The sequence below is a fragment of the Brachybacterium subflavum genome, assembly GCF_009299795.1.
Classification (GTDB): domain Bacteria; phylum Actinomycetota; class Actinomycetes; order Actinomycetales; family Dermabacteraceae; genus Brachybacterium; species Brachybacterium subflavum.
This window is the reverse complement of record NZ_VIGP01000007.1, coordinates 1-13766: the sequence shown is the minus strand read 5'-3', so window position 1 is coordinate 13766 and position 13766 is coordinate 1. Positions and strand designations below refer to the sequence as shown.

General features: G+C 73.3%; 15 protein-coding genes. 11 read left to right on the top strand and 4 right to left on the bottom strand.

Going from position 1 to position 13766, the window contains the following annotated elements:
- From FHG10_RS15815 to FHG10_RS15805, 3 genes are read left to right on the top strand one after another with little or no spacing between them, the layout of a single operon-like run.
- Complete coding sequence (locus FHG10_RS15815; protein WP_152354335.1) at positions 1-978, top strand: ABC transporter permease; 978 nt, start codon at positions 1-3, stop codon at positions 976-978.
- A gap of 3 nt (positions 979-981) precedes the next feature.
- Positions 982-2868 (top strand): dipeptide/oligopeptide/nickel ABC transporter permease/ATP-binding protein, encoded by a 1887-nt coding sequence (locus FHG10_RS15810; protein ID WP_152354334.1) that lies wholly within the window; start codon positions 982-984, stop codon positions 2866-2868.
- Positions 2865-3767 (top strand): ABC transporter ATP-binding protein, encoded by a 903-nt coding sequence (locus FHG10_RS15805; protein WP_152354333.1) that lies wholly within the window; start codon positions 2865-2867, stop codon positions 3765-3767. The genes FHG10_RS15810 and FHG10_RS15805 overlap by 4 nt, the downstream gene beginning before the upstream one ends.
- On the opposite strand, the gene FHG10_RS18065 is transcribed toward FHG10_RS15805, so the two are convergent.
- On the bottom strand, positions 3682-4140 hold the full coding sequence (locus FHG10_RS18065; protein ID WP_193636357.1) for a VanZ family protein: 459 nt from the start codon (positions 4138-4140) through the stop codon (positions 3682-3684). The genes FHG10_RS15805 and FHG10_RS18065 overlap by 86 nt on opposite strands.
- On the bottom strand, positions 4137-5375 hold the full coding sequence (locus tag FHG10_RS15795) for a serine hydrolase domain-containing protein (RefSeq protein ID WP_152354332.1): 1239 nt from the start codon (positions 5373-5375) through the stop codon (positions 4137-4139). Before FHG10_RS15795 ends, FHG10_RS18065 begins: the two co-directional genes overlap by 4 nt.
- Before the next feature lie 95 nt (positions 5376-5470).
- Between FHG10_RS15795 and FHG10_RS15790 the strand changes: the two genes are divergently transcribed.
- From FHG10_RS15790 to rdgB, 8 genes are all read left to right on the top strand, one after another.
- Positions 5471-5854, top strand: coding sequence for a DUF3039 domain-containing protein (locus tag FHG10_RS15790; RefSeq protein WP_152354331.1), 384 nt, complete (start codon positions 5471-5473; stop codon positions 5852-5854).
- Positions 5855-5909: 55 nt separating this feature from the next.
- Positions 5910-7757 carry a DEAD/DEAH box helicase gene (locus FHG10_RS15785; RefSeq protein ID WP_152354330.1) on the top strand — a complete coding sequence of 616 codons (1848 nt, stop codon included), beginning with the start codon at positions 5910-5912 and terminating at the stop codon, positions 7755-7757.
- Positions 7758-7861: 104 nt separating this feature from the next.
- Entirely contained in the window at positions 7862-8209 is a 348-nt protein-coding gene (gene clpS, locus FHG10_RS15780) for an ATP-dependent Clp protease adapter ClpS (protein ID WP_152354329.1), read from the top strand.
- Positions 8209-8853 (top strand): DUF2017 family protein, encoded by a 645-nt coding sequence (locus FHG10_RS15775; RefSeq protein ID WP_152354328.1) that lies wholly within the window; start codon positions 8209-8211, stop codon positions 8851-8853. The genes clpS and FHG10_RS15775 overlap by 1 nt, the downstream gene beginning before the upstream one ends.
- A gap of 108 nt (positions 8854-8961) precedes the next feature.
- The gene (gene murI / locus FHG10_RS15770) at positions 8962-9777 is read left to right on the top strand and encodes a glutamate racemase (protein ID WP_152354327.1); all 816 of its coding nucleotides are present in this window, start codon (positions 8962-8964) and stop codon (positions 9775-9777) included.
- Complete coding sequence (locus tag FHG10_RS15765; protein ID WP_152354326.1) at positions 9774-10568, top strand: MBL fold metallo-hydrolase; 795 nt, start codon at positions 9774-9776, stop codon at positions 10566-10568. The genes murI and FHG10_RS15765 overlap by 4 nt, the downstream gene beginning before the upstream one ends.
- 122 nt (positions 10569-10690) lie before the next feature.
- Positions 10691-11470 carry a ribonuclease PH gene (gene rph / locus FHG10_RS15760; protein ID WP_152354325.1) on the top strand — a complete coding sequence of 260 codons (780 nt, stop codon included), beginning with the start codon at positions 10691-10693 and terminating at the stop codon, positions 11468-11470.
- Positions 11467-12138, top strand: a complete 672-nt coding sequence (rdgB, locus tag FHG10_RS15755) for an RdgB/HAM1 family non-canonical purine NTP pyrophosphatase (protein ID WP_152354324.1) — start codon at positions 11467-11469, stop codon at positions 12136-12138. Before rph ends, rdgB begins: the two co-directional genes overlap by 4 nt.
- 76 nt (positions 12139-12214) lie before the next feature.
- Here the strand turns inward: rdgB and FHG10_RS15750 are convergent, their stop codons facing one another.
- A complete protein-coding gene (locus FHG10_RS15750) occupies positions 12215-12751 on the bottom strand; it encodes a DUF4916 domain-containing protein (protein WP_152354323.1) in 537 nt (178 codons plus the stop codon).
- Positions 12752-12784: 33 nt separating this feature from the next.
- Positions 12785-13420: a histidine phosphatase family protein gene (locus FHG10_RS15745; RefSeq protein WP_152354322.1), complete on the bottom strand. Its 636-nt coding sequence runs from the start codon at positions 13418-13420 to the stop codon at positions 12785-12787.
- Positions 13421-13766: the final 346 nt, after the last annotated feature.

The following is a 13766-nucleotide window of genomic DNA, read 5'->3' as shown; positions in this document are numbered from 1 at the left end:
ATGAAGTACCTCGCGCGCAAGATCGGGCTCTACGCGTTCATCGCGTGGGCGGCCCTCACCCTGAACTTCCTCATCCCGCGGCTCATGCCCGGCGACCCCGTGACCCTCCTGCTGGAGAGCTCGCAGGGCGCGATCGACCCGGAGGCCAAGAAGGCGATCGCCGAGGCCTACGGGGTCAGCGACGACCCCCTGCCCGTCCAGTACGTGGACTACCTGAAGGACCTGCTGCACGGCGACCTGGGCACGTCCATCAGCCACTTCCCGGTGCCCGTCATCGACATCATCTCCCGCGCCCTGCCCTGGACCCTGGGGCTCGTGGGCGTGGCGACGATCGTGAGCTTCCTGCTGGGCACCGCCCTGGGAGTGCTCCTCGCGTGGCGCCGCGGCACCTGGTCGGACCACGTGCTGCCGGCCCTGACCTTCCTCAACGCGATCCCGTACTTCTGGATGGCGCTGCTCCTCGTGCTCGTGCTCTCGGTGCACCTGAGCCTGTTCCCCAACGCCGGCGGCTACGAGAGGATCCTCTTCCCCGGCTGGACGCCGGAGTTCATCGGCTCCGTCCTGTACCACGCGCTGCTGCCTGCGATCACGATCGTCATCGGCTCCTTCGCCGGCTGGGTGCTCTCGATGCGCAACATGACGGTGACCGTGATGGGGGAGGACTACGTGTCCCTCGCCGAGGCCAAGGGTCTGCCGCCGCGGCGAGTGCTCGTCACCTACGCCGCCCGCAACGCGATCCTGCCCTCGATCACGGGCTTCGCGCTGTCGCTCGGAGCGGTCGTCGGCGGCTCCATGCTCACCGAGGTGATCTTCAACTATCCGGGCGTCGGATACACGCTGTTCAGCGCCGTGCAGGCGCAGGACTTCCCGCTCATGCAGGGCCTGTTCCTCATCATCTCCCTCGCGGTGATCGCCGCGAACCTCGTGGCCGACGTGGCCTACGTGTTCCTGGACCCGCGAACCCGGCAGGGGGCCTGACCCATGTCCACCTCGAGAGAGTCCCTCATGCGCCTCGTGCCCCGCAGCGGCAAGGTCCGCGCCGGGCTGATCATCGTCGCGGTGTTCGTGCTGATCGCCGTGATCGGCCCGCTCACCGCCCGGTACTCGCCGCAGGCCACGTCCTTCGACCTGCTGCGCCCGCCCTCGGCCGAGCACTGGATGGGCACCACCCAGACCGGCCAGGACGTCTATGCGCAGTTCGTCACCGGAGCCCGCGTCTCCCTGCTCGTGGGCCTCGTCGCGGGCGTCGTCTCGCAGGTGTTCTCCGTGGTCATCGGCCTGCTCGGCGGCTATCTGCGCGGGGTCGCCGACGACCTCCTCTACATCCTCACCGCGGTGTTCCTGGTGATCCCGGGCATGCCGCTGCTGATCGTGCTGACGGGCTACCTGCCCAGCCGCGGGCTGTTCGCCATCGCCGTGGTCATCGCGATCACCTCCTGGGCGGGCTCGGCGCGCGTGATCCGCGCGCAGACCATGTCGCTGCGCGGCCGCGAGTTCGTCGAGGCCGCGCGGGCGAGCGGGGAGTCCCGCACCCGCATCATGTTCGCCGAGGTGCTGCCGAACATGCTCCCGCTGGTGGCCTCCGGCTTCCTGTTCTCGGTGATCGGCGGCATCCTCTCCGAGGCGGGCCTGTCCTTCCTGGGGCTCGGCTCGCTGACCACCGTCTCCTGGGGGTCGATGCTCTACTTCGCCCAGAGCGCGCAGGCGCTGCTCTCGGGAGCCTGGTGGTGGTACGTCCCACCGGGCCTCGCGATCGCCGTGATCGGCGCGGGGCTCGCGCTCATCAACTTCGGCATCGACGAGTACGCGAACCCGCGGCTGCGCACGGGCGCCTCCCGCCATCGCGCGGTGCGCGGTTCCCGCGCCGCGGGCGGCGACGCCACCACCGCAGATGCCGCCGCCGGCGGGGCGGCGGTCAGCGCCGGGCCGACGGGTCCGACGGGCCCGGCGGGGCCGAAGGTTGCCGCGGCGCCATCGGCGCCGGCGCAGGCGACAGGCACCGCGCTCGCCGACACCGTGCCGGAGGCGGACCCGGTGATCCGGCCGACGGACGTGCCCGGCGACCCCGTCATCGAGGCCGATCACCTGAGCGTCGACTACCCGACCGAGCACGGCACGGTGCACGCGGTCGACGACGTGACGCTCACCCTGCACCGCGGGGAGATCCTGGGCCTGGCCGGGGAGTCCGGCAGCGGCAAGTCGACGCTCACCAACGCCATCACCCGCATGCTGCGTCCGCCCGCGCGGATCGCCGGAGGGTCGGTGTCCTACACCGACGCCGCCGGTGACCGGACGGACCTGCTCTCCCTGGACGCGCGCGGTCTGCGTGCGATCCGCTGGACGGAGATCGCCGTGGTCTTCCAGAGCGCCATGAACGCCCTGAACCCGGTGACCACGATCCACTCGCAGTTCGACGACGTGATCCGCGTGCACCGGCCCGACCTCGGCCCGGCCCGGCGCACCGAGCTCGCGCGCGAGCACCTGCAGCGGGTGGGCATCGACCCGGAGCGCCTGGGCGCCTATCCGCATGAGCTCTCGGGCGGGATGAAGCAGAGGGTCGCGATCGCGATCGCGCTGGTCCTCGAGCCGGACGTCATCTTCATGGACGAGCCGACCACGGCCCTGGACCTGCTGGTCCAGCGCGAGGTCCTCGACCAGATCGTGCGGCTGCGCGAGCAGTACGGCTTCGCGATCGTCTTCACCACCCACGACCTCGCCCTGCTGCTGGAGATCTCCGACTCGATCGCCGTCATGCGCCGCGGGCACCTGGTCGAGTACGGGCCCGCGGCCGAGATCTACCGCGGCGCCCGCCACCCGTACACCCGGAGTCTCCTGGACTCCCTCGAAGCACTCGGGAGCCTCGCATGAGCACCGCCGCCGCCGACACCAGCACCCCTGACGCCCCCGCGCGCGGCGAGGTCGTCCTCGAGGGCAGGCACCTGGTCAAGGAGTACGGCGTGGGCGATCGCCGCGGGCTGCTGCGCCACCGCCGCATCCTGCGCGCCGTGGACGACGTCTCCCTCGAGCTGCGCCGCGGGCAGGTCACCGCGCTGGTGGGCCAGAGCGGCTCGGGCAAGTCCACGCTGGGCCGCCTGCTCGCGCGCCTGGTGCCGCTGACCGCCGGGGAGATCCTCCTGCACGGCGAGCGGGTGGCCGGCGGCAGCGGGGGAGCGGGCGGCGCCGGCGGTTCGGGCGGCACCTCGCCGCGCGAGTACACCGGGCAGGTCCAGCTGACGCTCCAGGACCCCTTCGCCTCGCTGAACCCGCTGCGCCGGATCAGCTACATCCTGGGCCGCGCCGTGCGGCTGCACCAGGATCCCTCCGGGGCCGACGAGGTCCGCGAGCGCAGTGCGGCGCTGCTCTCGCGGGTGGGCCTCGAGCCGGCCGAGCACTACTTGGACCGCTTCCCCCATGAGCTCTCGGGCGGGGAGCGCCAGCGCGTCTCCTTCGCGCGCGCGCTCGCCGCCGGCCCGTCCGTGCTGCTGGCGGACGAGCCCGTCTCGATGCTCGACGTGACGATCCGCAAGGCGATGCTCGACCTCATCGACGACCTGCGGCGCGAGGAGGACCTCGCGGTCCTCTACATCACCCATGACCTGGGCAGCGCCCGCCGCTACTCGAGCGAGGTGCTCGTCATGCACGAGGGGTGCGTGGTCGAGCGAGGGGAGTCCGAGCAGGTGATCAGCGATCCGCAGGACGAGTACACGCGGCGTCTGCTGGCAGCGGCCCCGGATCCTCGGCGCTCGCTGGGGACACCCGGCGCCTGAGCCGCCGCTCCGCCGTCCACGCGAGCACGCCGATCGCGGTCCCGACGAGGTCGGCGAGGACGTCGCCCGGGTCGGCCGAGCGGTGGGGGAGCAGCGCGCCCTGCAGGATCTCGATGAGCCCGGCGTGCACCGCGGCGGCGAGGACGACCCAGCCGATCGGGAACCGCTGCCGCGGGGCGAGCAGGCGCCCGAGGGCCCAGACGGTGAGCGCGAAGACGCCCACGTGGTAGATCGTGTCGATGCGCACGGGCCCTGCGGGGCCGGCCTCGGGCACGCTGGGCAGGTAGAAGCCGACGTTCGCGAGCAGCGCGATGCCCGCGACGAGCAGGCGGTCCGGGGCGAGGCCGCGGAGCACGCCGGCCCGTGCGCTCACGTGCGCGGTCCCGCCGACGTCCGGGCCGGAGCCGAGGCCGGGGCGAAGGCCAGCCGGGCCATCTCCCGGCGCGCGCCGAGCACCTCGAAGCGCTCGCGACGCGGGTGCACGCGGTTGGTGAGCAGGGCGGCGACGGTGCCGGTGACGGGATCCGCCCACAGGGCTGTGCCCGTGAACCCGGGATGGCCCAGCACGCCGGGCACGAGGGAGCCGTCCGGCAGGTCCTGCCCGATCCTCACCCCGAGGCCCTGGCGCCACGGCGCCCCCGTGGTCGCGGGGGCGGCCAGCTGATCGCGGCCGATCTCGCGCCGCAGGTCCTCCGGGACGGCGGGACCGGGGGCGGTCCCTGCGAGCACGCGGGCGATCGCGAGGGCGTCGTCCAGGGTCGCGAACACACCGGCGTTGCCCGCGCCGCCGAGCGACCAGGCGGTCTCGTCGTGCACCTGGCCGCGCACGAGACCGCGGGGCGGATCCTCCGCGTACTCGGTCGCCGCGGCGCGGGTGCGAGCGCGCTCGTCGGGCCACCAGGTCGCGCTGTCCGCGCCGGCCGGGTCCAGCACGCGCTCGCGGGCGAGGGCGGGCAGGTCCGTGCCGGTCCGGCGGGCGAGGATCTCGCCGAGCAGGATGAAGCCGATGCACGAGTAGGCGTGGGCGGCGCCGGGCGCGGCGGCGAGCTCCGCGCGGCCGATCTCCGCGAGGCGCTGCTCCCGGGCGCCGTCGATCCGCCACAGCGGCATGGTGGGCGGCAGTCCCGCGGTGTGCGTGAGCAGGTGCCGCACCGTGATCCGCGCGTCGGGCACGAGGGCCGGATCCAGCACGTCCGCGGCCCGGTCCTCGAGGTCCAGGGCGCCGTCGGCGAGGAGGGTCGCGGCGGTGAGCGCCGTGACGACCTTGGTCACCGAGGCCATGTCGAACAGGGTGCCGGGGCCGACGGGGTCCGACGGGACGTCGGGTCCAGCCGGGCCGGGGACCTCGGCAGGGAGCTCGGCTGAGCCCTCGGGCAGCGCCGAGCCGTCGGCCGCGAAGCCCGCGGTGCGTCCGCCGAAGATGCGCAGCGGGCTCCCGTCGCCCCGGTCGATCCCCGCGGCGACCGCGACGGCGCCCTCGCGGGGCCCCTCGGCCGATCCGTCGTCGGCGCTCGCCCCGCCGCGCGTCCCGCTGCCGTGCGCCCCGGCGAGCAGCGTCTCGACGAGGGCGCGTGCGCCCTCCTGCTGGGCGTCGGGCCTCGCGCTCACGTGATCCCCCTCGTCGCCGGATGCTCCATGGGTGTCCGATCCTGCCACGCCGACTACCCTCGGGAGCGACGACGATCAGCCCGAAGGAGCCTGCTATGCCCTCGATCTCCGATCCCGACCGCCTCGACCCGTACCGCGAGGACCCCGGCCAGTCGCCCGGCGCGACCGCCGTGCTGGACCGCGAGACCAAGGAGCGCGAGGAGAAGACCGACGACGGCGACCACGACCGGTTCGCCCACTACGTGCGCCGCGACAGGATCACCCAGGCCGCCCTCGACGGCACGCCCGTGATCGCCCTGTGCGGCAAGGTGTGGGTGCCCGGGCGCGATCCCAAGAAGTACCCCGTGTGCCCGGAGTGCAAGGAGATCCACGACGGACTGCGCGAGCCCAACGACGGCGGCGCCGGCTCGGACGGAGGCAAGGGCGGCTCGGGCGGCGGCCGCGGCGGGTTCCGCGGCTTCTTCGGGGGCCGGCGCTGAAGGACCTCCGCGTCGGCGATTCCTCACATCCCGCCCGCCGTGCCCCGGCGTCGGGATGTCGGGGCGCGGCGGTAACGTGGTCCGCGCTGTGACACCACCGACGACACCCCAGACAAGCGACCCGCACCGGCCCTCGACCGCGGCGGCGCAGTCCCTCCCACCGGCATACCCGGAGCGCGCCGCCTGGGGCACGGCCCCGAAGCTGCGCGCCTGGCAGTCCGAGGCCCTCGCGATGTACCGCGAGCGCGCCCCGAAGGACTTCATGGCCGTCGCGACGCCGGGCGCCGGCAAGACCACCTTCGCGCTGCAGATCGCCGCGATGCTCCTCGCCGAGGGCACCGTGCGCCGCGTGACCGTGGTCGCCCCGACCGAGCACCTGAAGACGCAGTGGGCGGACTCCGCCGCGCGCGTGGGGATCTCGCTGGACCCGAACTTCACCAACGCCCAGGGGCGCCACGGCGCCCACTTCCAGGGCGTCGCGATCACCTACGCGCAGGTCGGCATGAACCCGATGCTGCACCGGGCCCGCACGGAGGCCGAGCGCACCCTGGTGATCCTCGACGAGATCCACCATGCCGGCGATGCCCTCACCTGGGGTGACGGCGTGCGCGAGGCCTTCGATCCCGCCGCCCGGCGCCTGGCGCTGACGGGCACCCCGTTCCGCTCGGACGACTCGCAGATCCCCTTCGTGGTCTACGAGGAGGACTCCGAGGGCTTCCTGCGCTCGAAGGCCGACTACTCCTACGGCTACGCCGACGCGCTGCGGGACAACGTGGTGCGCCCCGTCATGTTCATGACCTACTCGGGGCGCATGCACTGGCGCACGAAGACCGGCGACGAGGTCTCCGCGCAGCTCGGCGCGATCGAGACCAAGGACATCACCCAGCAGGCCTGGCGCACCGCGCTGGACCCCAAGGGCGAGTGGATCCAGGCGGTCCTCGCCGCGGCAGACAAGCGCCTGACGGAGATGCGCCGCCACGTGCCGGACGCGGGCGGCCTGGTCATCGCGACCGACCAGAAGACGGCGCGCGCCTACGCCGCGACCCTCCACGCCATCACCGGCGAGGAAATCACGACCGTCCTCTCGGACGACGCGGGCGCCGGCAAGCGCATCGAGGCCTTCTCGGACTCCGAGGACCGCTGGATGGTCGCCGTGCGCATGGTCTCCGAGGGCGTGGACGTGCCGCGCCTGGCCGTCGGCGTCTACGCGACCTCGACCGCGACCCCCATGTTCTTCGCGCAGGCCGTCGGCCGCTTCGTGCGCTCGCGGACCCGCGGCGAGACCGCGAGCATCTTCCTGCCCTCGGTGCCCATCCTCACCGCTCACGCGGCCGCCATGGAGGAGGAGCGCGACCACGTCCTGGACCTCCGTCCCCAGGAGGGGGATCCGGAGACCGGGCTCGACGAGCACCTGATCGAGGAGGCCAACCGCCCCGAGCAGGCCTCCGACCAGCTCGAGCTGTCCTTCGAGGCCCTCGAGTCCCAGGCGTCCTTCGACCGCGTCCTCTTCGACGGCGGCGAGTACGGCGCCGGGGGAGACGCCGGCAGCGAGGACGAGCAGGAGTTCCTGGGCATCCCGGGCCTGCTCGACGCCGACCAGATGCGCACCCTGCTGCAGGAGCGCCAGGCCAGTCAGATGGCCCGCCGCTCGAAGAAGGGCGAGGGGGCCGCGAGCGAGGCGGACCGGGCGATCCCCGTCGTCGACCACCGGCGGCTCATGGACCTCCGCAAGGAGCTCTCCTCCCTGGTCTCCGCGTGGGCCCGCAAGTCGGGCACCCCGCACGGCCAGGTCCACAACTCCCTGCGCTCGCGCTGCGGAGGCCCCGCCGTGCCGCAGGCCAGCGTCGAGCAGATCGAGGAGAGGATCGCGGTCGTGCGCGGATGGTTCGTCGGCCGCCGCTGAGGACCGGATCCGCTCGTCGCTGGGACCGGGCTGACCGCTCCGTCCCACCCGCTTCGTAGAATCGACGGACCACGCGGTCCACGCGACCCCGGAAGGAGGACGCCGTGCACGGACACGATCCCGACGTCGACATCGACACGGACACGGGCGGCGGCTCGCGCACCGTCGGCGTCCTCGACCCCGAGCGCGCCGCGCAGGCCGAGGACTTCGAGGACGGCCCTTGGCAGACGGTCGTCTGGAACGACCCCGTGAACCTCATGAGCTACGTCGTGCACGTCTTCCGCACCTACTTCGGGTTCAGCCGCGCCCGCGCGCACGAGCTCATGCAGCAGGTCCACGAGCAGGGCAGGGCCGTCGTCTCCCGCGGCTCGCGCGAGCGCGTGGAGTCCGACGTGCAGGCCATGCACTCCTACGGCCTGCGCGCGACCCTCGAGCGCACGGAGGAGGGCTGATGGCCCACGCGTTCCGCCCCCGCCCGGGAGGCGACATCGCCTGCCGCCTGGACGGAGAGGAGAAGGCGATCATCAGCCAGGTCGCCCAGGAGACCGCCGAGCTCATCCGGCACGACCTCGACCTGCGCGAGGAGCCCGGGGCGGTGCGCGCCGCCGCCGGCTCGGAGGACCCCCTCGAGCGCCTCGAGGCCGAGTTCGCGCAGTCCTCGGTGCGCGCGCCCCGCGACTCCGCGGTGCGCCGGCTCTTCCCCGACGCGAGCACCGACGCGGCCGTCGCCGAGGAGCTGCGCCGCCTGGGCCAGCAGGACCTCGCGACCGAGAAGATCGAGGACCTCACCCACCTGGTGCGCACTCTCGACGGCAGCGGACCGGGCGACGGCGAGGTCACCGTCCCCGCCGGCGACATCGCCTCCTGGCTGCGCGCCATGAACGACGTGCGGATCGTGCTGGCGGACCGGCTCCACATCGCGAACGACGGCGACTTCGAGACCCTGCGCATGCTCCAGCAGATCGGGGAGCGCGTCGAGGACGCGCCCCCGCTCGAGGACGACGATGGCGTGGCCGGGGCCGACGTCGTCGCGGCCGTCTACGAGCTGCTCACGTGGCTGCAGGAGAGCCTCCTGCGCGCGATCGACGAGTACTGATCGCCCCTCGGGCCCAGCCCTCGGCGCGGCCCCGCGGACGGTGTGATGTCCCGCGCACTGAGTGCGTCCTCACTGAGGGCTGAAAGGATCCTGCCTACTGTGGGGCAGATGAGCAACGCGCCGATCGGGATCTTCGACTCCGGGGTCGGGGGCCTCACGGTCGCCCGAGCGATCCTGGACCAGCTGCCGCGCGAGGAGCTCCTCTACATCGGGGACACTGCGCACACGCCCTACGGCCCCCGTCCCATCGCGGAGGTCCGCGCCCTGGCGCTGGGGATCATGGACGACCTCGTCGAGCGCGGCGTGAAGATGCTCGTGATCGCCTGCAACACCGCGAGCGCCGCCGTGCTGCGCGACGCCCGCGAGCGCTACGACGTCCCCGTCGTCGAGGTCATCCAGCCCGCCGTCCGCCGCGCCGTGGCCGCGACCCGCAACGGCCGCGTCGGCATCATCGGCACCCAGGCGACCGTGGGCTCCCGCGCCTACGACGACGCCTTCGCCGCCGCCCCGAGCCTGCAGATCACCTCCGCCGCCTGCCCGCGCTTCGTCGAGTTCGTCGAGCGCGGCGAGACCCAGGGCGACGAGGTCATCGGGATCGCAGAGCAGTACCTGGCGCCCGTCCAGGAGGCGGGCGTGGACACGCTCGTGCTGGGCTGCACCCACTACCCGATGCTCACCGGCCCCATCAGCTACGTGATGGGATCCGAGGTCACCCTGGTCTCCTCGGCCGAGGAGACCGCCCTGGACGTCTACCGCCAGCTCGTGGCCGGCGGCATCCAGCGCACGGACCCGAAACCCCCGGCGCACGTCTTCGCCGAGACGGCGCCGCACGACGGCACGCCCTCGATGTTCTCGCGCCTCTCCCGGCGCTTCCTGGGCCCGTCCGTGACCATGACCGCGACCCTCCCGGTGGTGACCCCATGAGACTGACCGTCGTCGGCTGCTGCGGCAGCTTCGCCGGCCCCGCCGGCGCCGCCTCGAGCTACCTCCTCGAGCAGGAGGACGCGGACGGCCGCACCTGGCGCGTGCTCATCGACCTGGGCAGCGGCGCCTTCGGGCCCCTGCAGGCGCACATCGACCCGGCGACGCTGGACGCCGTGGTGATCTCCCACCTGCACCCCGATCACTTCCTGGACCTCACCGGTCTCGAGGTGTTCTGGGCGTACAACTCCCGCGATCTCCCGCGTCTGCCGATCTTCGCGCCCGACGGGCTCGCCCACCGCCTGCGCGCGGTGCTGGGCCGGGAGGGCGACGTCCCGGACGGCGTCACCTGCCTGCCCTTCGACCACCGTCCGATCCGCGACGGCCAGGAGATCGAGATCGGGCCGTTCCGCATCGAGATCGGTGCCGTGCGCCACACCGTCGAGTCCTTCGGGATGCGCGTCGCCGCAGGCGGCGGCGTGCTGACCTACTCGGGCGACACCGACACCTGCGACCGCCTGCTCGACCTCGCGCGCGGAGCCGACGTCTTCCTGTGCGAGGCCGGCTACATCGAGGGCCGCGACGACCGCTTCTCGGGCGTCCACCTCACCGGTCGGCGCGCGGGGGAGGCCGCCGCCGCCGTCGGCGCCCGCAGCCTCGTGCTCACCCACATCGCCCCCTGGACCGACCCGGAGGTCACCCTGGCCGAGACCCGCGCGGTCTTCGACGGGCAGATCACCATGGCCCGCCCGGCGCTCGTGGTCGAGACGGAGTCCGTGCGCGCGCTGCCCTGAGCGCAGTGCGCTCCTGTGCAGAGCCCGCTCCTGTGCAGAGCGCACGGCCCCCGGGCCGATATCCTCGACTGCGTCCCGCGGGCCCCGCCCGCCACCCGAGCAGCGAGAGAGGTGCGCGGCCCATGAGCGCGACCACCCCCGAGACCCCCCGCACCGGTCCGAGCGCCGACGGCCCCCGCGTCGACGGCCGCACGGCCGATGAGATGCGCGAGGTGAGGATCACCCGCAACTGGCTCGACCACGCCGAGGGCAGCGTCCTCGTCGAGTTCGGCCGCACCCGCGTGCTGTGCGCGGCCTCCTTCACCGAGGGCGTGCCGCGCTGGAAGAAGGGCTCGGGAAGCGGCTGGGTCACCGCGGAGTACGCGATGCTGCCGCGTGCGACCTCCACCCGCTCCTCCCGCGAGAGCGTGAAGGGCAAGATCGGCGGACGCACCCATGAGATCTCCCGGCTCGTCGGCCGCTCCCTGCGCGCCGTCGTGGACATGGAGGCCCTGGGCGAGAACACGATCCAGCTGGACTGCGACGTCCTCCAGGCCGACGGCGGCACCCGCACCGCCGCGATCACCGGCGCCTACGTGGCCCTCGCCGACGCGATCTCCTGGGGCAAGCTGCACGCCGCCGTCCCCGCCGCCCGCGAGGTGCTCACCGACTCCGTCTCCGCCGTGAGCGTGGGCATCGTCGATGGCGAGGCGCTGTTGGACCTCGAGTACCGCGAGGACGTCAAGGCCGAGACCGACATGAACGTCGTGGTCACCGGCTCCGGCTCCTTCGTCGAGGTCCAGGGCACCGCCGAGGGCGCGCCCTTCGACCGCGCCGAGCTGAACACCCTGCTGGACCTCGCCGTCGGCGGCTGCGCCGACCTCTCGGCGCTCCAGCGCGAGGCGCTCGAGGGCCGGCGATGAGCCCGGCGGACGAGAACCGGGGAACCGGCGGGACGCAGGTGCCCGCGGAGGCCCGCATCATCATCGCGAGCCACAACCAGGGCAAGCTCCGCGAGCTCCAGCAGATCCTCGAGCAGATCGTCCCCGGATTCGAGGAGGGCATGCTCGTCTCGTCGGCCGGCCTCGAGCTCCCCGACGTCGTCGAGGACCGCGTGACTTTCGAGGGCAACGCCCTGCTGAAGGCCCGCACCGTGAGCGCGGCGACGGGCCTGATCGCGGTGGCCGACGACTCCGGTCTCGCGGTCGACGTGCTCGGCGGCAGCCCCGGCTTCCTCTCCGCCCGCTGGTCGGGGCGCCACGGCGACGACGAGGCCAACAACGACCTGCTCCTCGCCCAGATGGGCGACGTGCCCGCCGAGCACCGCGCCGCGCGCTTCGTGTGCGCGGCGGCACTGGTCGCGCCCGACGGCACCGAGCGCGTCGAGCGCGGCGAGATGCCGGGCCGCCTGCTCACGGAGCGCCGGGGAGAGGGCGGCTTCGGCTACGACCCGCTCTTCGTGCCGGCGGATCAGCCCGAGGGGCAGGAGCGCACCGCGGCAGAGCTGAGCCCCGAGGAGAAGAACGCGATCTCCCACCGCGGCAAGGCGTTCCGCGCGATCGCGGGGGACATCGCCCAGCTGCTGCGCTGAGCGGGCGCCCGGCCGGGCCCGACCCGCAGGGCGGGACCGGCCGGGCCCGACCCGCAGGGCGGGACCGGCCGGGATCTCAGACCAGCCCGGCGTGGGCGAGGGCGCGGCGCACGATCACGTCGTGGCCGTTGTCGAGCTCGGAGAGCACCTCGCCCTCGCGCAGCTCCTCGACGTCGAACCAGGTGAGCTCGAGCGCGTCCTCCTGCGGGGCCGCCTCGCCGTCCACGGCCACGATGTACGCGAGAGAGATCGCGTGCTGCCGCGGGTCGGTGAACAGGGACTGGCCGGGCGTCGGGAAGTACTCGGCGACCGTGAACGGCACGGGCGAGACGGGGATCCGCGGCATCGCCATCGTGCCGAGGTCCTTCTCCACGTGCCGGGCGATGGCCTCGCGCAGTGTCTCGTGCACGAGCACGCGGCCGGAGACGATCGCGCGGATGATCCGTCCGCTCCCGGATGCGCGCAGCAGCAGCCCCACCTGCGTGATCGCGCCGTCGACGTCGGTGCGCACGGGAACCACGTCCACGTAGGCGATGGGCAGGGCGCGGCGCAGCTCGGCCATCCTCTCGGGCTCGAACCAGGCGCCCTCGGCGTCCACGGCGGTGCGGCTCATGTGTCCTCCTGGAAGGTCGGGGAGTGGTGGGGCTCAGAGTCCGTAGGGGCGCAGGTGGTGCTCGGAGAGCGGGAACCGCGGCGAGGCCCCCGCCGGCGCGGTGCGCGCGGGTTCCTCGGCGGCCTCACCGGCGATCATCTCCACCTGCCACGACTCCCCCTCGTGACGCAGCAGGGACAGCGCGCCGTTGGGGATCGAGGGCAGGTGCGTCCCGGTGACGCCCGAGAGCAGCAGGCGGATGAAGGTGCCGTGGGCGACCACGAGCACGTTCCGGTCGCCGAAGCGCTCGGCCAGGTCGTCGAGCGCGAGGTAGCCGCGGTCGGCGACGGCCTGCAGCCCCTCGCGTCCGGGGAACGCGCGCCCGGGGTAGCGGGCCTCCATCTCGGCGACGTCATGCCCCTCGGCCGCGCCCCAGTCGATCTCCGTGAGGCGCGGATCGGTCCCGGTGAACGGGATGCCGTGGTCCTCGGCGATGATCCGCGCGGTCTCCTCGGCACGCATCAGCGGGGAGGAGACGGCCGCGTCCCAGGCGATGTCCGGTGCGCCGTCCAGCGCGTGGTGCGCCTGCTCGCGACCCGTCGCGTTCAGCGGGATGTCGCTCGAGCCCTGGAACAGGCCCTGCAGGTTGTAGTCGGTCTGCCCGTGTCGCACGAGGCCGAAGAGGGTCATCGCCGGGAACGCTCCTGAGGACGAAGAGGGGATGGGGCCGTCGAGGCGGCGACCGCCGAGGGGCCGCACACCGTCGTCCCGGCCAGGGTAGCCGTCCGCGCCGAGGATCCGGCGTCCAGGGTCACGAGTCGCAGGGATGGGGCGGGCGGAGCCTGCGGTGCCGGGGGAGCCGGCCGGTTCTCGGATGTGCGGAATGGTTCCTCCACAAGGGTGGTTTATCCACGGAGTTATCCACTTCGGGGTGGGTGAGTGGCGGGTGGCGGGGAATGGTCGCGGGTTTATCCACATTCTTCGCTCGGGCCTGGTGTTCCGGGGTGCCGCGGGATAGAATCGGACATATCGATCG

Excerpts from the sequence above, each read along its gene's own strand:
- FHG10_RS15815 (WP_152354335.1), top strand. The coding sequence starts at position 1 with ATGAAGTACCTCGCGCGCAAGATCGGGCTCTACGCGTTCATCGCGTGG.
- FHG10_RS15810 (WP_152354334.1), top strand. The coding sequence starts at position 982 with ATGTCCACCTCGAGAGAGTCCCTCATGCGCCTCGTGCCCCGCAGCGGC.
- FHG10_RS15805 (WP_152354333.1), top strand. The coding sequence starts at position 2,865 with ATGAGCACCGCCGCCGCCGACACCAGCACCCCTGACGCCCCCGCGCGC.
- FHG10_RS15790 (WP_152354331.1), top strand. The coding sequence starts at position 5,471 with ATGCCCTCGATCTCCGATCCCGACCGCCTCGACCCGTACCGCGAGGAC.
- FHG10_RS15785 (WP_152354330.1), top strand. The coding sequence starts at position 5,910 with ATGTCGGGGCGCGGCGGTAACGTGGTCCGCGCTGTGACACCACCGACG.
- FHG10_RS15775 (WP_152354328.1), top strand. The coding sequence starts at position 8,209 with ATGGCCCACGCGTTCCGCCCCCGCCCGGGAGGCGACATCGCCTGCCGC.
- murI (WP_152354327.1), top strand. The coding sequence starts at position 8,962 with ATGAGCAACGCGCCGATCGGGATCTTCGACTCCGGGGTCGGGGGCCTC.
- FHG10_RS15765 (WP_152354326.1), top strand. The coding sequence starts at position 9,774 with ATGAGACTGACCGTCGTCGGCTGCTGCGGCAGCTTCGCCGGCCCCGCC.
- rph (WP_152354325.1), top strand. The coding sequence starts at position 10,691 with ATGAGCGCGACCACCCCCGAGACCCCCCGCACCGGTCCGAGCGCCGAC.
- rdgB (WP_152354324.1), top strand. The coding sequence starts at position 11,467 with ATGAGCCCGGCGGACGAGAACCGGGGAACCGGCGGGACGCAGGTGCCC.
- FHG10_RS15750 (WP_152354323.1), bottom strand. The coding sequence starts at position 12,751 with ATGAGCCGCACCGCCGTGGACGCCGAGGGCGCCTGGTTCGAGCCCGAG.
- FHG10_RS15745 (WP_152354322.1), bottom strand. The coding sequence starts at position 13,420 with ATGACCCTCTTCGGCCTCGTGCGACACGGGCAGACCGACTACAACCTG.